We start from the raw sequence: 20,216 nt of genomic DNA, 5'->3' as shown, positions 1-20,216 counted from the left end.
CAGTTACAATTTGTAAAGAAACTGAAGAGGTAGAACGGAATGCGCGTTGCAATTGTAGGTGCGGGATTGGCTGGACTAGCAACCGCAGTAGATTTAGCCGATGCTGGCTGTGAAGTCCAGATTTTTGAGTCCCGTCCGTTTGTTGGTGGTAAAGTCGGCAGTTGGGTAGATGGCGATGGCAACCATGTAGAAATGGGTTTGCACGTCTTTTTTGGCTGCTACTATCAATTGTTTGAGTTAATGGAAAAAGTGGGTGCGTTGTCACATTTACGCCTGAAAGAACACACCCATACTTTTATTAATAAGGGCGGACGCACCGGTGCATTAGATTTTCGTTTTTTCACAGGTGCGCCTTTTAATGGCTTGAAAGCATTTTTCACAACTTCCCAACTATCTTTACAAGATAAGTTACAAAATGCGATCGCCCTTGGTACCAGTCCCATTGTCAGAGGATTAGTAGACTTTGACGGGGCAATGAAAACCATCCGCAACCTAGATAAAATTAGCTTTGCTGATTGGTTTCGTCGTCACGGTGGTAGTGAAGGTAGCATTAAACGGATGTGGAATCCCATCGCTTATGCGTTGGGATTCATTGACTGTGAAAATATTTCTGCCCGTTGTATGTTAACTATCTTCCAGTTTTTCGCAGTCAGAAGCGAAGCTTCTGTGTTGCGGATGTTGGAAGGTTCCCCGGAAGGGTATTTACATAAACCAATTCTGGAATATTTGGCAGCCAGAGGCACGAAAGTTTATACTCGTCGCCAAGTCCGAGAAATTCAATTTGCCGAAGCAGATGGACAAACCCACGTTACTGGGATAGTCGTAGCTCAAGGTGATACCACAGAAACCATCACCGCAGATGCTTATGTCTGCGCCTGTGATATTCCAGGCATTCAGCGAATATTACCCGCAGATTGGCGAAAATGGTCGGAATTTGACAATATTTATAAATTAGATGCAGTACCTGTAGCTACAGTCCAGTTGCGTTTTGATGGTTGGGTGACAGAATTGCAAGATGCTGAGAAACGTCAACAACTCAACCATGCCGCAGGCATAGATAACTTGCTGTATACTGCTGATGCAGACTTTTCTTGTTTTGCTGACTTGGCGTTGACTAGTCCTAGTGATTACTATCGCCCAGGACAAGGTTCGTTACTGCAACTAGTACTCACACCGGGAGATCCATTTATTAAGGAAAGTAACGAAGCGATCGCCCAGCACGTCCTCAAGCAAGTACATGAACTTTTCCCCTCATCGCGGGAACTCAACATGACTTGGTATGGTGTTGTGAAACTTGCCCAATCTCTTTATCGAGAAGCCCCAGGGATGGATTTATACCGCCCCAACCAAAAAACTCCCATTCCTAATTTCTTCCTAGCAGGTAGCTATACCCAGCAAGATTATATCGATAGTATGGAAGGAGCAACAATTTCTGGAAGACGGGCAGCAAAAGCGATTTTAGAGACAATCAAGCAGTAGCGCACCCCAGAGGAACAACAAAGAATGTCAGATTGGCTAGAGCATAGTGTACAGGTAGAAGTAGAGGCTCCCATTGATTTAGTGTGGAGTCTGTGGTCTGATTTAGAACAAATGCCCCGATGGATGAAATGGATTGATTCGGTCAAAATACCGCCTGATGATCCAGAAATATCTATTTGGAAACTCAACACTGGCGGTTTAGAATTTACCTGGAAATCTCAGATTCTCAAAATTATCCCTAACCAGATTATCCAGTGGAAATCAATTGATGGTTTGCCAAATCAGGGAGCGATTCGGTTTTACGATCGCCACACTAGTAGTATTGTCAAGCTAACTGTGTCCTATGCTATCCCTGGCATTATTGGCAAAATTATGGATAACCTGTTTTTAGGCAGGGTTGTCGAATCAACAATTCAGGCTGATTTAGAAAGATTTAAAGAATATGCTTTAAATGTTCAAGCAAAATCATAGTAGAAAGCAGGAATAGCCCTTAATATCCTGCTTTTTTTCACTATGAGGATAGAAAAATCTTCTAATGCGATCGCACTCAGCCTACTCTTATGCTGTGTATGCAGGCGATCGCCTATTTTCTGTAAAATATTGCATAAACACAGGATAAGAGCTGATTCGTAAAGTAAATATTAAATAGCTAATCGCCTAACCATGAGACGAAGCAAAGAACCATAAATCATCGCTGCACTCACGTCGGAATAAACCTCATAATCTTTACTCAAGCGCCGAAATCGGTTGAGCCATCAATAAAGTAATTAGCTCTGAGCTGTGATCGCCCGATCAGTACCCAGATCAGCGTATAATGTTGTTCTTCGATACTGAATTACATAAGGGTCATGTGTAATTGCCCAGCCATCTTTTATCAGTGCATTTTTTACTGCATTGTGAATAATATCTAACTTAGGCATAGTTTAAGTATAAGTTAGCCTTTATATGTAGATTTTACCCACCTTTATTACTTCATACAGTATTCAATCACGTTGCCCATTATGCAAAATCGGCATTGTAAACAGCCCCCAAGCCAAACCTGTAATTAACCCAAAGGGCGTAACCAGATAATTATTAAAATCCCACAAGTCAAAAATTTGTGCTGCTAATTCCAACGGGTAAGCCATCATCAACACACTGGCGAAAGCAGCACCATTCCAGCCGTATTGACTTAACCAGTAAAAACCTTTACCACCAGTCACAGCATACAGCAGCCGAGTAATTAACAAACCTGTAACCGTACCATAACAGCGCATACAAACAGCCATGATAAATGGGGGTGCTAAATCTAAGCCCATTTCTGGTTGCGGACACACATGATTTCCCATGAAATAAATGATGTTCGCAATACCCCCAAGTAACCATAATCCAGACGCAGCCAAAAAAGGAGCAATGGGAGGGCCGAAAACCATTCCTACCAACATAAAGTCAGCGATGAAACTAACCCAGTTAATCTGCAACTCTCTTGTTAAAGCTACTCTTACCATTTCCTTTGTGTGCGTCTAGTGTAGTCTGTTGACTAACCTACCTTAGAAACGTAGGGACTTGTCAACTTATCAAGCTGCTGGATTAACAAACTGAGGAATAATCCCACATCTGTCACAACACCCACCGATTCAATCGAACCGCGATCGCTCAATTTAGTCACCACAGCCGGGTTAATATCCACACAAACCATTTTCACACCAGATGGGGTCATATTCCCCACACCAATGGAGTGCAGCATTGATGACAACATTAAAATCATCTCTGCGCCTTCTAAATTTTGGGCATATTCTTCCTGCGCTTTGATTAAATCCATTTGGGTATCAGGTAAAGGCCCGTCATCCCGAATAGAACCAGCCAAGACAAACGGTACATTATTGCGGACGCATTCATACATCACACCACTATTAATTGCCCCCGCCTCTACAGCCTTGGCAATGCTGCCATGACGACGAACGCTATTAATTACCTTCAGGTGATGGCGATGTCCACCCCGGACTGCAACACCCCGCTTCATATCTACACCGAGAGATGTTCCCATAATATTCTGCTCGATGTCGTGAACAGCGATCGCATTTCCGCCCAGTAAAGCCTGCACATAACCTTCTCGAATCAAGCGAGAAAGATGTTCACCACCGCCAGTGTGAATCACCACAGGGCCAGCCGTGACAACTACTTTACCACCAGCATCACGGATTTTACGTAATTCCCAAGCGACTTGTTCCACCACTAATTCTACGCGGCGTTCACTGGAAACCCCGGCGGACATAAAGCTGAATTCTTGGGCGTTGCGTTGTTCGCGCGATTCTGTTTTGCGGATGGTGCGGATACCAAGTACATCGACAACTACCTGTTCCCCAACTTCCAAATCCCGCAGAATTTTACATCTTGCTACTATACCATTGGCACTTTGAGTAATGGCGATCGCACCGTCCATCCGTTGATTTTCTACCTTCACCCATTGCCCATTGATCCGCACCTCTGTGGGATAAATTGTGCTGACGTAGAAATCATCAGGCGCGACACCAGCCATAATCACAGGTTCCAGTTTCGCATCCCGTTCATCTTGGGGTAAGTCTACCGCACCCAAATCAATTAACAGGGAGATAATTTCTTCCATCACCTCGTGAGATGGCGCTGATACCTTGACTTCAGCCGCCGATGTACTTTGGCGCTGTTCTCCCAAGTTGAAATTCAATACTTGGAAGCTTCCACCTGTATCAACAATCAAATCTAAGGCGCGGTTAATTAAACCAGAATCTAGCAAATGTCCTTCTAAACGAATAATCCGACTTTCGACAGAAACATTGGCATGAACTTCGTCGCGGACTGGTTCTGTCACCCGTAAAGTGAGACATTTAGCTGCACCACCAGCTTTGAGAAATTCGGTGAGGGGTGTTTCCAGGACTCGAAAACCAACTTCTGCCAACCGAGATTTTAAAGCATCGCTGGCTTTATTCATAATCACGATACTCTCAACATTCACTGCATTGCAAGCGAAGTTGACAGCATCAGCTTCAGCGATGGCTATGCGCTTTTCTGCGGCGACGCGCATTTCAATTAAGCGGTTGGAGTAAGAATCAAACGCGCCGGGATAATACAGTAAATAGCCATTTGCTAACGGACAAAAACAAGTATCTAAGTGATAGAACCTGTCATCAATTAAACGCAGAGATAACACTTCAATATCCAGCCACTTGGCCAGATATGGGTGCGAATCTAATTCAGAACGGAAACCATATCCCGCCCATAACCAACGCCCTTCTCTGTCTAGAAGTGCATCACCCGCACCTTCAAATGGTAAATCTTTGGGCAGTTCATATACTTTATAACCATTTTCTTCAAACCATTGTTTGAAATATGGTTCTTCTCCCTGGCGTTCTTTGTGTAAAAAGCGGCTGAGAACGACGTTTTCCCCCAGAACTAAACCGGCGTTGGCGGTAAAAACTAAATCAGGCCAGCCTTTTTGCGGTGTAACTAAATCTACAATGGCATGTTCTTTGAGAATTTGATATAAACCCTGCCACTGTTCAACAGCGCGATCGCGTGAGGATTTGTGAATATTCCCTTCCATCCAAGGATTAATCACATAATCTACATCATAGTGGTCAGGAGGACACATTAAAAAGCGAATCCGGGAATTCATAAAAATCTTACTAGCGTTATAGATGCTACAAACCTAATTTGGGTATAGTGTCAAATCCGCTACCAAACCTCTACCTTGAGATAGTTGAAGGATTTACAAAGGCTTGACTCGGAAAGACCAAAGTTACGGCAGTGCGATTCCGTGTTATTCTAGCGCCATTTAGTACGAATGACGCAGATGAGTGATCTAAAAATTACAATCGATCATCAACCCGATGCAAAAGATATTCGTACTGTCATCAGCCATCTGGTGGAATATAACAACAGTCAGACACAGCCAGATGTATACGAGCCTTTAGCTATTTGGGTGCGAGATGCTGACAGTACAATTGTGGCTGGATTAGTTGGTAAAACAAATTGGGAATGGCTGTATATTTCGCATCTTTGGGTATCCGAAACACTGCGCGGTCAAGGATATGGCAGCAAAATGATGCTAGAGGCAGAAAAATTAGCTAAACAACGCGGTTGTGGCAACGCATACTTAGATACCTTTAGTTTTCAAGCCTTGGGTTTTTACCAACGTCTCGGTTATCAAATCTTTGGTATTTTAGAGGATTTTCCCCCCGGTCATCAGCGATATTTTTTAGCAAAAAAGCTCTAAAGCCATTACTAGTAAGAATTTTAAACTCTTGCTTCCTAGCTTGAAAGCGAGGTGGGAGGGAAAAGGATGGTAGGCTTGTTGACTTTTTTTTAACTTAGTTTTGTTTTTTCACACTGACTTATACCAAATTAAAAAATGATTGCGACAGATTGATGGCTCAAAAGCTTACCGTTCAACCCTTACCCAATCCAAAATCTGTCTTGAAAAGTTTGCTCAAGTCGGGGAACCCGCCCACGCAACTTTTCGCAAAATCTAAAATCCAAAATGGTATTATTTTGTATCTAAGAAAAAGCTGATGTGTAACTTCCCATTCTTTGGGTTGGTTTCTACGGTTGAACCCACACCAAACACTTCCCAAATTAAACTAGGTTGTAATAAATCTTGGGGCGTTCCGACTGCTGTGATTGTGCCATGATGAACAACATAAATGCGATCGCAATAACTAGCAGCCAAATTCAAATCATGCAACGCTGCAATTGCCGTCACCCCCAAACCCTTCACCAGTTCCAAAAGTTCTAATTGATAGCGAATATCCAGGTGATTAGTCGGCTCATCCAAAATTAAAAACTGTGCTTGTTGAGCGATGGCGCGTGCAATTAATACACGCTGTTTTTCTCCACCAGAAAGGGAAATAAAACTACGTTCTGCAAAGTCATTCATTCCCACCTGCATTAAAGCATTCAAAACTATCAAGTGGTCTTTTTTTGTCTCGCGGTCAAACAAACCTTGATGGGGATTACGCCCCATTAGTACCATTTCTGCAACTGTAAAGTCAAAATCAGCAGATGTCTCTTGCAAAACAACTGCTGTAGTTTGTGCCATTTCACGGGTACTCAAATGCCAGATATTCTTACCGTTGAGAGTTATCACCCCCCTATCTGGCTTCAGGACACGATAGAGACATCTGAGCAAACTTGATTTACCACTACCATTAGGGCCAATCAGCCCTACTAACTCACCCGATGACACTTGCAGATGAATGTCATGCAAAATCTGTTTTCCCTCAATACTCCAACATAGGTGTTTCACCTCTAAATTCATTTTCCATCCCCTTTACCTTGCATCAACCAAATGAAAAAAGGAGCGCCGAAAAGTGCAGTCACAATCCCAATCGGTAGTTCCTCTGGAGCGACAATGGTACGTGCTAGGACATCTGCCCAAATGAGGAAAATGCCGCCCAGCAAAAGACTCACAGGTAACACCCGGCGATGATCTGAACCGACAAGGAAACGCACACTGTGAGGAATCATTAGCCCAACAAAGCCAATGACACCACTTACAGCAACTATGACACCTGTCAATAGGGAAGTAACAAAAAATAACTGTTTCCGGAAACTATCGGTGTCAGTTCCTAAAGTCCGTGCTGTTTCTTCACCGATGAGAAGTGCATTGAGCGATCGCGTCTGAAGTAATAAATACCAAATTCCCCAGACCAAAGCCAGCACAGGCAGAATTAAGTCTGTCCAAGTTGTTCCCGAAAGTCCTCCCAATAGCCAAAATAACACTCGTCTTGTCGCTTCTCCACTTCCCGCTTTAATCGCCAAAAAACTTGTTACCGCCTCAAATAAAGAGGATACTGCTACACCAACTAAAATTAAGCGGGTAGAGGAGAGGTTTCTCTGTCGTCGTGCTAAAAAAAACACCACAAAAAATGCCAACAGCGCACCGAGAAAAGCCCCAACAGATAAGGCATATACACCAAAAAATGAGAAAATCCCAAATAAAATGACTAAAACAGCACCAACGGACGCGCCAGAGGAAATACCGAGAATAAATGGGTCAGCTAACGGGTTACGTACCAGTGCTTGCATAATCACACCAACCACCGATAGTCCAGCACCCACAAAAAAAGCCAACAGCACACGGGGAAAGCGGATCAGCCAGACAATTTGTACTTGTGCTTGCGTCCAGTCTCCTGTCACCTGGGGAAACACTTGGGATAAAGCTATCTGCCATACTCGCAAAGGCGGAATCGGCACAGGCCCAATCATCACCGCCAAAGTTACAGACACCAACAATATCACAACCATTGCTACCATGAGCAGCTTGTAGCGTTGCTGCTTGTTTTTTCGCAATTGCTTTGGTATCAGATTAGTCATTGGTCATTTGTGATTGGTCATTTGTGATTGGTCATTGGTCATTCGTCATTTGTGATTGGTCATATTACAGACTTATCTACCTTGTCCCCCTTGTCTCCCTTGTCCCCCTTGTCTCCCTCGCCCCCTCGCCCCCCTTGTCCCCCTTGTCCCCTCATCTCCCCTACTCATTGAAAATTTTCTGGATACAAAGCCTCGGCTAATTTTCTCACCCCTGCAACATTCCTAATTCCTGGCATGGTGTAGCTAAAACCGATGACAATAAATTTATCCTGCTGCACTGCTTTTAACTGAGAGTAAACAGGATGAGATTTGAGTAATTTACGCTTTTCTTCGGCCGATGACCAGTTAGCATCAATCAGCACAATTACATCTGGTTGACGTGCAATCACATCTTCCCAATTAACTGTTACCCATGCTTTTTTTTCTTGGATATCTTTAAAGATATTTTCTCCCCCAGCTAATTCAATAATATGATTAGGCATTCCCCAATTAGAAACAGTTAGGGGAGGGTCTTCAGAATCGTACCAAAAAATCCGCTTTTTGGTTGTCACCTTCCCTAGCTTTTGTTGGGTGGCTGCGAGTTGCGATCGCAATTCTCCAATTAACTTTTCTGCTCGTTGTTCTACTGCAAAAATCTGCCCAATTTCCCGAATTTGTTGATATAAATTTTCCATCGTTACGCGCTCAGGTCTGAGTTCTGGGCGATCGCATTCAATGGGCAACAAATAAGAAGAAATACCTAGTTTAAGTAACTCTGATTGTGAGCCAATTACTTCTTTGGCAAAAGCACTTTCCTCATTAGAAAAGACAAAATCCGGCTCGACTGCCAAAAAAACTTCCCGCGATGGGTACTTTGGTGCTAATACCGGAATTTGGGAATATGCCTGTTGATACTCTGGCAAAATCGGATTATCCAGGTAGGCTGTACCCACCATCCGCTTTTCTAGACCCAAGGCTAACATGACTTCCGTCGCCGATTGCATCATGGTCACAGCCCGTTTTGGTGGTTGTTTATAAGTAATTGTCAAATCACAATTCTTCAGAGTGAATGGTGTATATTTTCTCCCATTCGAGTCAGGATCATTTGAGGTAGCAAAATTGCTGGAACAGCCTGAAATTATTCCCAGCGTCAACACTGCTAATACCAATTCTCTGTAAGCTGGCACGAAATAATTATTTTTGTCTGACTTGGCGTTCTTGGCGGTAGCCTGCGGCAAGCCGCTTGCGCGTCTACGTAAAAAAATTAACTGCTTCTTCATAGAGAATTGGTATGAGTCATTGGGCAATTAGAACTCAACTGAAACTGTTCCCAACACCGTAAATGGTGGCGCAGCATCAATACTAAAACCATCAACCTCATAATATTTAACATTAGAAATATTCTTAAAGTTGACTGCAAATCGATAATTTTGCCGTCGATAAAAGACAGAAGCATCGGCTCGCCAATAACTTGGTAGTGTAAATGTATTTGGTAAATCTACCTCCTGTTCGCCCACAAAATATAACCCAGCACCAAATCCTAACCCCTGCAAACTACCACTTTGCAGTTCATAAGTTGTCCACAATCCGGCACTATGTTCTGGTACACCAAATAATCTATCTCCTACAGGAATCCGATTATCTTCGGTCACTTTGCCATCGATATAAGCATAGTTGGCAATGATTTTCCAACCAGGTAATATTTCACCTGCAATATCTAATTCAATTCCTCTACTGCGTTGTTCTCCAGTTTGGATACTGAATAAATCATCTACTGGGTCTGGTGTCAACACATTCTGCCTAGTAATGTCAAAGAATGCCAAAGTTGCAGAAAGTTTATTGTCGAGAAAATCTTGTTTGATCCCCACTTCAAATTGCTGGCTAGTTTGAGGTTCAAACTGTTCATTGGTGCGACTTCTGGCTTGAAACTGCGGAGAAAAACCATTCGACCAATTGAAGTACAGGGAAGTCGTATCGCTTGGTTGATATATCACTCCCACTCGCGGCGAAAATCGAGTATTGGATTGTTCATTCAGAAAATCGCCACTTACACGGTCTTGAAGACGGTAATCATTAATGTCCAAGCGACCACCTAATAAAACTTTGAAATTAGGTGTCAGTTCAATTAAGTTCTGAGCGAATAAACCAACATTCTCAGAGACAACTCTGCGTCCAAAGGGGGAACCTCCCTCGACCAGTGTAGGGGTTCCACCATATTGAGGGTCAAAAATATCTATTGATAATTCCCTGTCTGGAGCGAACAGGTAGTTAAATAAATTTCGCGCTAAATCTACGCCAAACAGTACATTATGGCGAATCGAACCAGTAGCAAACTTGCCAGAAATTTCGTTTTGGAAAGTGATATTTTCGTGTTCTTCATCGGAAGCGAAGAAAAAACGGTCTAATGTGCGACGGTCATCTCGTAAAGAACCAGTAGATGCTTGTCTTGCATCACTTAAAGTAGAATTGAGAACATTAAATCCTTGGCGAAATTTCCAGTTGTCGTCAAAGTCGTGTTCTAATCTATAAGTTAATGAGTTAAATGTCACTTCCCCATTCGCAAAGTTGGGTTCTCCTAAAAATCGACTGCGGGGAAGCTGGAGAATTTCTGGCTCAATGGGAAAACCATTATCAAAAACAAAGTTATATTTTTGGTATTCGTATTCAAAGGAAAGTTTAGTGCGATCGCCTACTTTCACCTCTACCACAGGCGAGATAAAAAAGCTGTCATACTCTACAAAATCACGAAAACTTTCGGAACTTTCATAAGCGACGTTTAAACGATACAGCACTGATTTGTCATCCGTCAGTGGCCCGCTAATATCTAAAGTCGGACGCAAAAAGTTGTAACTTCCATAGGTCATACTCGCGCTGTAATAAGGTTCTGTCAGGGGCTTTTTAGTAGTTGTATTCACCACACCACTTCCGCCTGCATACTGTGTGGGACTACCGCCATATAGTACCGCCCCTGGCCCTTTGAGGATTTCCAACCTCTCGATATTCGCCACATCTCGCGGGCTGAAATAACCATAATCAGGAAAACCGTTGCGTAAAGTTTCAAAATTCGTCAGGAACCCACGCACCCGATATCCTAATGACGATAATCCCCCATATCCCCGTTCTGGTTGTACGCCACTGACATTATCTGCCAATTCCGAAAGACGTACCACATTGCGGTCTTCAATCACCTGACGCGGAATCACTTGAATTGATTGGGGAATATCTCTCAGTGGTGTATCTGTCCTGGTTGCAGTACTCGCATCGAGTACTGAATAGCTATCACTTTCTCCTGTCACCGTCAGTTCAATCGGTTCTTTAACATCAGCTGCTGGTTGAGTTGGTGTTGTTTCAGTATTAGGTTGAGAGGTATCTGGTGCTGCTGGTGTGGAGGATACAACTGGTGTGACAACAAAAATTAAGCCTGTGTCATCATCGTCTAACTCGACTTTCGGGATACCTTCTTCACCCGTGACTGTGACTCGGATAGTATTGGTGTCTATATTGCTGACTACTACTTCCTTAATTCCCGCCACAGGCTTTTCTTGACGGAAAGAAGTATCACCTGTTAATTGCAGTTGAGCATTGGGGATATCTGCAATCAAGCTATTGTTTTCGTTCTTGATGGTGGTTTGTAATTTATCTGATGTCGGTGTTGCTAAGAGAATTTCCAATCCACTAGCAGTCAGGTTTAGACTCACGCCTGTCACTGGTATGACTTCAGGTTGTTGATTTTGCTGCGCCAGCCAGTCTTTCACATTGGTGTGAGGACGTGGAATATCACTGAGTTGGGGAATATTTGCGATTGATTGTGCTTTGACAGCTTGAGTCTCCAACAAAAAAATACTTCCGACAATCCCTAGATAGATCATCTGTCTTAGTTTCAAAATTTTCCTCCACACCACAATATTGACGAAATTAAGACACACTGAATTGATTACACGCGATCGCCATCGAATGTTACTGGCAATTGCTACAGTAAATAACTGCAAAATTTATATTTATTTTGATTGGCAAAATTCTGAATTATTACCAACGTCTCTCATGATTTTAAACAAACAATTATTTGTTAAAAAAATAACTGTATTTAATTTTTTCTATAGAAATATTTGGTACATCTATCGGTAAGGTTTTTGTTTTTTTGATGGTATACCGGTTTTCTCTAGAAAATCTACTTGATATAAGTTCTGTAAAATTCGACAAGTTGTCCTATTCGTTTTTTGTTATTCCTAAGTGAAAAATTAGCTTTTATAGACTGTATTGATAAGTATTTTACAGCCATAATCAAAATCTAAGCCTACCTATTTTAAATAAAAATTGTTGGTATACAGGAAGATGCTTGACAATCAGATAAAATTAATGATAAAGATTTTTATTAACCTTAAAGATAGATAAAATTTGAATATTACCAAGCTGTCAAATTCAGTCATAATTTGTGTGAATTGGTGGCGCTGTTAAGTTTTCGACTCTTAAATAAAAACTTGTTTCTCAAAAAAATCCGCTATTGGCTCATGCGGTGAAATTCTCTATCAATAAAAGCTGAAAATGCGATCGCATTTCACGCCAACTATAAATTTGGCTCCACCTAGATACTTACATAAATGGAGTAGGATGAATGGGCAGAAACCTTTGGCAACTACCGAAGCAATTCACCTCATTGGTTGAACTTCTCCATTGGAGAGCAATTCTCAAACCTGAGCAGAAGGCTTACTCTTTTCTGCTGGATGGAGAGGTAGAAGCATCGTATTTGACTTATCAAGAACTAGACCGTCAAGCTCAAAGTATTGCCGCCCGACTGCAAAGTTATGGGGTCAAAAAAGGAGAGCGTGGACTACTGCTCTACCCCCCTGGTTTAGAATTTATTGCGGCGTTTTTCGGATGTCTATATGCTGGGGTAATTGCCGTCCCGGCTTATCCACCCAGGGCAAACCAATCTTTGTCCAGACTCCAGGCTATGGTAGCGGACGCACAAGCCACAATTGCTCTAACTACAAAAACGATTCTTGCCAATATCGAGGCACAATTCGCCCAATATCAGAATTTACAAACTTTATATTTACTTGCTACCGATAACATTCCTCTCGACCTCACCAATTCATGGCAACAACCATCGATAAATAACAATGACCTAGCTTTTTTGCAGTACACTTCCGGCTCTACAGGTACACCTAAAGGTGTCATGGTCAGTCATGGGAATTTGCTACACAACGAACTCTTGATTCAACAGGCAATGCAGCACACAGAAAACACCCTTTTCGTGGGTTGGTTGCCCCTGTTTCATGACATGGGTTTAGTCGGGAATCTCCTCCAGCCCCTATACTTGGGGATACCTTGTATACTCATGCCCCCCGTGGCATTTTTGCAAAAGCCCTGGCGCTGGCTCCAGGCAATTTCTAAATATCAAGCAACAACGAGCGGTGGCCCGAATTTTGCTTATGATTTGTGTGTCCGCAAAATTACCCCTGAACAACGGGCTACCTTGGATTTAAGTAGTTGGGAAGTTGCCTTTAACGGTGCTGAACCGATTCGGCAACAAACCCTAGAGCAGTTTAGCGCCACCTTTGCGGAATGTGGCTTCCGGCGTGAGAGTTTCTATCCTTGCTACGGTATGGCAGAAACAACGCTGATTGTGACTGGTGGTAGTAAATTAGTTTCACCTGTGTTGTTACCAGTCCAGTCAGAAGCACTATTACAAAATCAAATAGTTCCAGCCAATGAAAAAGCAGGGGAGCAGGGGAGGCAGTGCGGTCTTGGGGGTTTCCCCCAGGAGCAACTGCCGTTGAGCAGGGGAGCAGGGGAAGTTGAGGGACAGGGGAACAAGGGAGCAATTACCCACAAGGGGCGAGGCTTTGAACCTGATATTTTTGGTGAACATGAACTAGGCATACAGACTATAGTTGGTTGCGGTCAAGTCTTACAAGATTTAAAGATAGCCATAGTTAATCCTGAAACATTAACTCGTTGCCAACCTAATGAAGTAGGCGAAATTTGGGTAGCAGGGCCAAGCGTCACCCAAGGCTACTGGAATCAACCAGAGCAAACAGAATATACATTCCGAGCCTACCTGAAAGATACTCAAGCAGGGCCGTTTCTGCGGACGGGAGACTTGGGCTTTTTGCAGGCAGGAGAGTTGTTTGTCACAGGTCGTCTGAAGGATTTAATTATTATCCGGGGTCGGAATCATTATCCCCAAGACATTGAATGGTCGGTAGAACAAAGTCACCCTTCATTACAACCTAGTGGTGGTGCAGCCTTCACTATTGATGTTGACGGCGAAGAAAAATTAATCATTGCTCAAGAAGTAAAGCGTAGTTTCTTGCGGAACTTGGCAACAGAAGAAGTTATTAGAACTATCCGTCAAGCAGTAGTAGCGGAACATGAACTGCAAGTTTATGCAGTGTTACTTCTCAAGCCCGGTAGTATCCCCAAAACTACTAGCGGTAAAATTCAGCGCCATGCTTGTCGGACTAATTTTTTGGCAGGAAGTTGGGAAAGTATTGCCAGCAGTGTTTTAGAAGCATCTCCGACTACAGACAATAGAGCTAGTCTGACTTATACAGATGTTCTGGCACTAGAGCCGCAAGAGCGTCAGTTACAGTTAACCTGTTATCTCCAGCAGCAAGTAGCTCAGGTACTCAAACTAGCTTCTTCCCAAATTAATCAAGAGCAACCCTTGACCACCTTGGGAATTGATTCCTTAATGGCGATCGAACTCCAGCACACTATTGAAACTAACTTGGGTATAGTCTTACCAATGACTAGTTTTCTGGGGGGTTCGAGTATTAACCAACTAGCAACCGTTATACTTGCCCAGTTAACAGATATTTCTGCTGTCTCTAAAAGCCTTCCAGCCCAAGTTAGTGAGACTGTCACCGAGTACCCGCTTGCCTACGGTCAACAGGCTTTGTACTTTTTACACCAGTTAGCACCAGAGAGTCCGGCTTACAACATTGCAAATGCTGTGCGTCTTCGTGGTGAGATAGATATTACGGCATTGCATCAAGCTTTTCAGAGTTTAGTGGAGCGCCATCCAATTTTGGGGGCGACTTTCTCAAATATTGACGGAAAACCTATACAACAATTCCAGAAGCACCTAGTAGTCTGCCAAGATAACTTTGCGTGGTGGCTGGCAGAGGGGCAGAGGGGCAGAGGGGCAGGGGAGAGAGTACCTTCATTCCCCCCTGCTCCCCTGCTCCCCTGCTCCCTTGCAGGGTCTACACAGCAATATTGGGTTGGTGAACTATTAGTAACGGGTTGTGGGTAATAACTAATCCGGGCAAAGGTGGAATGGGCTAAGTTTTGCTGGGTAACGAGTACCCCCTTTGGCTTGCCTGTAGAGCCTGATGTGTAAATAATGTAGGCGAGGTTGTCTAAGGTGCTTGTACTGCTGGGATTGGCGACGTTTTCCCGCGCTATTGTCTGCCAATCTGAGTCTAAGCAAACAATCTTGGCTGTGTGGCTAGGTAGCTTTTCAATTAGCCGCGCTTGAGTTAATAAAACTGGCACTTGAGCATCTTCCAAGATAAAAGCAAGGTTTTCTTGGGGATAGGTGGGGTCTAAAGGTACGTAGGCTCCTCCGGCTTTGAGAATTGCCAAAATTCCCACAATCATCTCTAAAGAACGCTCGACACACAGAGCCACCGGCACATCGGCAGTTACTCCTAGACGCTGCAAGTAATGAGCTAAAGCATTAGCTCGCTGATTTAGCTGTTGGTAGCTGAGTTGTTCATCTGCAAACACGATCGCGATCGCATCAGGATTTTCTGCTACCACAGCCTCAAAGTATTGATGAATACAACAATCTTGAGGGTATTTACTGCCAGTCTGATTCCATTCTTCCAGTAAAATTTGACGTTGGCGATCGCCCAAAAGACATTGCGACTCATAACGTGCTAAGGGCTGTGTAGACATTGCCGTCAGAGTTTCTTGAAAATAACTGCCAATCGTCTCTAACTGGGCATGACTTATCTGTGTCAAATCACACTCTAAATCGAGTTGGATGCAATTTGAGGCATGATTGAGATTAAATTCCGACCGCAAGGTAAAATGAGTTTCACCAAAACCCCTCGCCCCTAAAACTTCTACATCTTGGAGATTTTGCAGACTCTCATACACATGAAAGTTAGTGTAATTAAACACAGTCTCTACTAAGGGTTGGAGAGCCTGACGACCAACCAGTTGATGTAAATCTGCGTAAGGATAACGTCTAAAGGGCAATAACTCTTTTTCGGCTGCAAAAACCTGCTGCACCAACTCTAACCAAGTTCCCCCAGTCAGTTGCAAACGCAAGGGAACGGTATTTAAATGGATTCCCAAAGTTTTTTCGCCGTCACCTGCTTCCACGCGCCCATTAGACTCTAACCCTGTGAGGATATCACTCTCGCCACTTACCAAACCCATGACTCTGATATGTGCAGCCAACAAGACGTTTTTCAGGGGAACTTCTGCTAACCGGGCGAGTTTTTGCAATTTCGCAGAAAGTTCACGGGAGATGGGGACATCTAAAAAGCCAATTTCCGGGGTAGTTGTGCTGTGATGAAGTCCTACCCAACGGGCTAATCTGGTAGTGACACAACCTGCTAATTTTTGCCGCCAGAAATCTTGAGCATCGGGCGATCGCAATGTTGCACGCTCTAAAGCTACAAAATCTCGATAAGCTATGGTTGGGGCTGGTTCATTGGTATTGCTTGTACCCTTGAGCAGAGCATCATAATGATATAGCAATTCCGTCAGCAAACAAGCTTTGCTCCAACCGTCAAGAATAGAAGTGTGACAGCTAAAGGTGAGATAAAAAGACTGTTCTGTGAGGCGATGAATAAAAAAGCGAATCAATGGTGGGGAAGACCAATCAAAATTTCGTCGTTTTTCAGCTTTTATCCAAGTGGCGAGTGCTTGTTGTTGCTGCTGTGGTGATAAATCACGCAAGTCTTCAACCTGAAAAGGCGCAGTAACGTGTTGATGTACTAACTGTAAGGGTTCACTAAAGTTAGTCAGATCGAAGGATGTCCGCAGGATAGCATGACGAGCTAAAACCTGTTGTAGAGCTTGTTGAAACAACGCAATGTCTAGATGAACTTGCAAATTGTACAGAAAAATATCATGGTACATCGGCTCATCAGGCAGAGACTGAGTGTGAAAAATCACCCCAGCCTGAACTCTAGCCAAGGGATAAGCATCAGCTATATCTTTGGTGAGTTTTTGCCGTTCTGCGGGGGAAATTAGGCTAAATGGCTCTGTTTTGTTAGTAACTAAAGCTGTTGGTTCTACAAATGTAATGGCTTGAGCCAGGGATTCGATTGTCTGATACTGAAAAATCTGCGCTAAGGAGCAACTTAAACCTTTTGCAGTAGCTCTAGATAGCACTTGGATGCTGCGAATTGAATCTCCTCCCAACTCAAAAAAGTTGTCGTGAATCCCCACCGGTTCAATGTCCAACACCTCTTGCCAAACTTCTGCTAATGCTTTTTCTATAAAAGTGCGGGGTGCTAGAAATGCTTTTGCTAATTCAGGTCTGACTTTCCCAGGAATTGGTAAAGATTGACGGTCTATCTTGCCATTTGGCGTTAAAGGGATGGCATCCAGTAAGACAAAAGCCGCCGGAAGCATGTATTCGGGGAGCTTTTCTAACAAAAATTGACGTAATTCGCTAGTGGTGGGTGCTGGTTGATGCCGGGTGACGCAATAAGCAACTAATTGCTGATTTCTAAAATCTGCCTGAGAATTAGCTGATTCTCCTTTGAGTAAGCGACGCAAACCAGTAATTGCTGAGGAACTTTCTACGTCAACCACTGGGGTGAAATCTCGGTGCTGTTTTTTCTGCTCAATTTCTCTGATCAAAACCACAACTTGTTGCAAGGCAGGATGTTGACTGAGTAACGCTTCAATTTCTCCTAGTTCAATTCTGAACCCCCGCAATTTCACTTGATGGTCAAGTCGTCCTAAGTATTCAATGTTGCCATCGTTGAGGTAGCGTGCTAAATCCCCAGTTTTATAAAGGCGTTCTGATTGTAATTTTGACTTGTTAAACGGGTTGGGAATAAATTTGATATTTGTTAATTCTGGTTGATTTAGATAACCCCGCGCTAAACCCACACCACCAATATATAATTCTCCTGGTACACCAATCGGTACTGGTTGCAAGTGATGATCTAGGAGATAAATTTGCGTATTGGCAATGGGGCGACCAATGGGAACAGTCTGTTTACGAGTCTCACGTTCACAAGCCCAAAATGTTACATCGATCGCAGCTTCCGTTGGGCCGTATAAATTATGTAAGTTTGCATCCAAACGCTCAAAAAATCTTGCTTGCAGTTTCAAAGGCAGCGCCTCTCCACTGCACATCACCTGCCTCAAGCAGTTACAAGCTTCTAAATCAGCTTCCTCCAGAAAAACTTGCAACATCGAAGGCACAAAATGTAGTGTGGTAATCTGTTCCTGGGCAATAATCTCAACCAAGTAGCTGCTATCTTGATGTCCTCCTGGACGGGCGATGACTAAACGCGCCCCTGTAGTTAAAGGCCAAAAGAATTCCCAAACGGAAACATCAAAACTAAAAGGTGTTTTTTGCAACACTTTATCTACGGTTGTTAGTTGATAAGTTTCCTGCATCCAAGATAGACGATTGCAAATGCCTCTATGAAGGTTCATCACTCCCTTGGGTTTGCCAGTGGAACCGGAGGTGTAAATCACATAAGCTAAATGCTCAGTTGTTACTTGGCTAACTGGGTTGTCTACTTTTTCACTAGCCCAAACTTCATGATTTTTGTCCACCAAGACAACTTGCGCCCCCTGAACAGGTAAAGCTGTCAGGAATTTCTCTTGGGTCAGCAATACGGCAACTTGGGCATTTTCCACCATGAAAGCTAGACGTTCTTGGGGATAGGAGGGATCTAGGGGAAGGTAAGCGCCCCCGGCTTTGAGTGTCGCCAAGAGACTGATTACCATGAAAAGCGATCGCTCCAGGCATATCCCAACCAACACATCTGGTTCTACTCCCAGAGTTTGCAGATAATGAGCTAATTGATTGGCTCGTCGATTCAATTCAGTGTATGTGAGTTGTTCGGTTTCAAAGACTACCGCCACTGCATCTGGTGTCTGTTTGACTTGAGCCTCAAATTGTTGATGAAGGCAAGTTTGGTTGGTGTAATCGACTTGGGTTGTATTCCACTCGATTAATAATTGTTGCTGTTCTAATTTCGTCAGAATTGGTAAGAGTGAGATTTGCTGCTGTGAGTCAGCAACAATACTTTCTAGCAAAGTTTGAAAATGACCAGCCATCCGCGCAATAGTACCAGCATCAAATAAGTCTGTGTTGTATTGCCAAGAAGCAGATAAGCTGTCATCTACCCCAGCCATGACAAGGTTCAGGTCAAACTGAGCAATTCGCTGTTCGAGGGCGAGGGATTCTAGCTCTAATTCTCCTAATGTGATCTTTGCGCCTGTTTCCCCTAAAGCAAAGGCCGCCAAACCTTCTTGATTGAGTAGGTGAGCTTTGTGCAGAACAAACATCACTTGAAATAAGGGCGAACGGCTGGGGTCGCGTTTTGGTTGTAGTTGCTCAACTAGTCGGGCAAAGGGGTAGTCTTGATGATCAAGAGCAGCCAACACACAGGAACGTACTTGAATGAGAAACTCATCAAAGGTGAAATTTTCTGATAGGGGTGAACGCAATACTACCGGATTCACAAAATACCCTACCACTCCTGTGGCATCAGTTCGAGTTCTGCCTGTGGTGGGGGAACCTATGAAAAAGTCTGTTTGACCTGTATAACGATAAAGTAACACCTGAAAGGCCGCTAACAAGGTCATGTAAAGCGTAACTCCCCGTTGGCGGCTGAAATTTTGGAGCTTTTGAGTTAATTCTGTACTCAGTTTGTGGCTCAAGGACGCGCCTTGATAAGTTTGTATGACGGGACGCGGACGGTCAGTGGGCAAATTTAATATAGGTAATTCTCCTGATAACTGTTTTTGCCAGTAGTCCCAGTGGCGATCGCCTGCTGGACTTGCCAGCATTTGAGACTGTTCTCGCACATAATCGCTGTATTGCCAGACCAAAGGCGGCAGAGTCACAGGTGTATGATTTTTGTGGGCTTGGTACAGTGTTCCTAACTCATCGACTAAGACGGTGAGACTCCAAAAGTCCGCGATGATGTGGTGAACAACAAGTAACAGAATATGTTCTGTTGGTGAGCGAGCAAATAGGCGCACCCGTATCAAAGAATCTTGCTCTAGATTGAAGGGATGGTATGCTGCTTTAATGAGGCGATCGCGCAAAAATTCCTCATCCCATGTGGCTGCATCTTCTTCTTGCCAACAAACCTCTAGTAGTTCACCAACCCAATATTGCTGTGTAGACCCTGCAAGGGAGCAGGGGAGCAGGGGAGCAGGGGGGAATGAAGGTACTCTCTCCCCTGCCCCTCTGCCCCTCTGCC

The 20,216-nt window shown here is 43.6% G+C and carries 11 protein-coding genes and 2 pseudogenes; 4 read left to right on the top strand and 9 right to left on the bottom strand.

Annotated features, from left to right (window positions below):
- Positions 1-39 precede the first annotated feature (39 nt).
- Entirely contained in the window at positions 40-1,479 is a 1,440-nt protein-coding gene (gene zds / locus H6G79_RS04250; RefSeq protein ID WP_190590668.1) for a 9,9'-di-cis-zeta-carotene desaturase, read from the top strand.
- 24 nt (positions 1,480-1,503) lie between these two features.
- Entirely contained in the window at positions 1,504-1,950 is a 447-nt protein-coding gene (locus H6G79_RS04245) for an SRPBCC family protein (RefSeq protein ID WP_190590667.1), read from the top strand.
- Between the two features lie 170 nt (positions 1,951-2,120).
- On the opposite strand, the pseudogene H6G79_RS04240 reads toward H6G79_RS04245, so the two are convergent.
- From H6G79_RS04240 to H6G79_RS04225, 4 genes and pseudogenes are all read right to left on the bottom strand, one after another.
- A pseudogene (locus tag H6G79_RS04240) lies at positions 2,121-2,234 on the bottom strand (IS5/IS1182 family transposase); the annotation flags it as partial.
- Positions 2,235-2,246: 12 nt separating this feature from the next.
- Positions 2,247-2,399: a XisH family protein gene (locus H6G79_RS04235; RefSeq protein ID WP_242048195.1), complete on the bottom strand. Its 153-nt coding sequence runs from the start codon at positions 2,397-2,399 to the stop codon at positions 2,247-2,249.
- Positions 2,400-2,462: 63 nt separating this feature from the next.
- The gene (locus tag H6G79_RS04230; protein WP_190590666.1) at positions 2,463-2,966 is read right to left on the bottom strand and encodes a DUF2085 domain-containing protein; all 504 of its coding nucleotides are present in this window, start codon (positions 2,964-2,966) and stop codon (positions 2,463-2,465) included.
- Between the two features lie 32 nt (positions 2,967-2,998).
- Complete coding sequence (locus H6G79_RS04225) at positions 2,999-5,110, bottom strand: TIGR00300 family protein (RefSeq protein WP_190590665.1); 2,112 nt, start codon at positions 5,108-5,110, stop codon at positions 2,999-3,001.
- Positions 5,111-5,287: 177 nt separating this feature from the next.
- Here H6G79_RS04225 and H6G79_RS04220 point away from each other — a divergent pair, with 177 nt between their 5' ends.
- Positions 5,288-5,710, top strand: a complete 423-nt coding sequence (locus tag H6G79_RS04220; protein WP_190590664.1) for a GNAT family N-acetyltransferase — start codon at positions 5,288-5,290, stop codon at positions 5,708-5,710.
- A 270-nt stretch (positions 5,711-5,980) separates the two neighbouring features.
- On the opposite strand, the gene H6G79_RS04215 is transcribed toward H6G79_RS04220, so the two are convergent.
- The 4 genes from H6G79_RS04215 to H6G79_RS04200 all read right to left on the bottom strand — a co-directional run bounded on the left by H6G79_RS04215 (position 5,981) and on the right by H6G79_RS04200 (position 11,777).
- On the bottom strand, positions 5,981-6,751 hold the full coding sequence (locus H6G79_RS04215; protein WP_190590663.1) for an ABC transporter ATP-binding protein: 771 nt from the start codon (positions 6,749-6,751) through the stop codon (positions 5,981-5,983).
- Entirely contained in the window at positions 6,748-7,809 is a 1,062-nt protein-coding gene (locus H6G79_RS04210; protein WP_190590662.1) for an iron ABC transporter permease, read from the bottom strand. Before H6G79_RS04210 ends, H6G79_RS04215 begins: the two co-directional genes overlap by 4 nt.
- Positions 7,810-7,973: 164 nt before the next feature.
- Positions 7,974-9,068, bottom strand: a complete 1,095-nt coding sequence (locus H6G79_RS04205; protein ID WP_190590661.1) for an ABC transporter substrate-binding protein — start codon at positions 9,066-9,068, stop codon at positions 7,974-7,976.
- A 27-nt stretch (positions 9,069-9,095) separates the two neighbouring features.
- On the bottom strand, positions 9,096-11,777 hold the full coding sequence (locus H6G79_RS04200; RefSeq protein WP_313933880.1) for a TonB-dependent siderophore receptor: 2,682 nt from the start codon (positions 11,775-11,777) through the stop codon (positions 9,096-9,098).
- A gap of 623 nt (positions 11,778-12,400) precedes the next feature.
- Here H6G79_RS04200 and H6G79_RS04195 point away from each other — a divergent pair.
- Positions 12,401-15,049, top strand: coding sequence for an AMP-binding protein (locus H6G79_RS04195; RefSeq protein ID WP_191049342.1), 2,649 nt, complete (start codon positions 12,401-12,403; stop codon positions 15,047-15,049).
- Between the two features lie 56 nt (positions 15,050-15,105).
- Here H6G79_RS04195 and H6G79_RS04190 read toward each other — a convergent pair.
- A pseudogene (locus H6G79_RS04190) lies at positions 15,106-20,163 on the bottom strand (amino acid adenylation domain-containing protein); the annotation flags it as partial.
- Between the last annotated feature and the right edge of the window lie 53 nt (positions 20,164-20,216).

The sequence above is a fragment of the Anabaena sp. FACHB-83 genome (assembly GCF_014697485.1).
In the GTDB taxonomy this organism is placed as follows: domain Bacteria; phylum Cyanobacteriota; class Cyanobacteriia; order Cyanobacteriales; family Nostocaceae; genus Nostoc_B.
This window is presented reverse-complemented; position numbering and strand designations above follow the sequence as displayed.

Coding starts and splice junctions, on each gene's coding strand:
- H6G79_RS04225 (WP_190590665.1), bottom strand. CDS start 5,110: ATGAATTCCCGGATTCGCTTTTTAATGTGTCCTCCTGACCACTATGAT.
- zds (WP_190590668.1), top strand. CDS start 40: ATGCGCGTTGCAATTGTAGGTGCGGGATTGGCTGGACTAGCAACCGCA.
- H6G79_RS04230 (WP_190590666.1), bottom strand. CDS start 2,966: ATGGTAAGAGTAGCTTTAACAAGAGAGTTGCAGATTAACTGGGTTAGT.
- H6G79_RS04205 (WP_190590661.1), bottom strand. CDS start 9,068: ATGAAGAAGCAGTTAATTTTTTTACGTAGACGCGCAAGCGGCTTGCCG.
- H6G79_RS04245 (WP_190590667.1), top strand. CDS start 1,504: ATGTCAGATTGGCTAGAGCATAGTGTACAGGTAGAAGTAGAGGCTCCC.
- H6G79_RS04215 (WP_190590663.1), bottom strand. CDS start 6,751: ATGAATTTAGAGGTGAAACACCTATGTTGGAGTATTGAGGGAAAACAG.
- H6G79_RS04220 (WP_190590664.1), top strand. CDS start 5,288: ATGAGTGATCTAAAAATTACAATCGATCATCAACCCGATGCAAAAGAT.
- H6G79_RS04210 (WP_190590662.1), bottom strand. CDS start 7,809: ATGACTAATCTGATACCAAAGCAATTGCGAAAAAACAAGCAGCAACGC.
- H6G79_RS04235 (WP_242048195.1), bottom strand. CDS start 2,399: ATGCCTAAGTTAGATATTATTCACAATGCAGTAAAAAATGCACTGATA.
- H6G79_RS04195 (WP_191049342.1), top strand. CDS start 12,401: ATGGGCAGAAACCTTTGGCAACTACCGAAGCAATTCACCTCATTGGTT.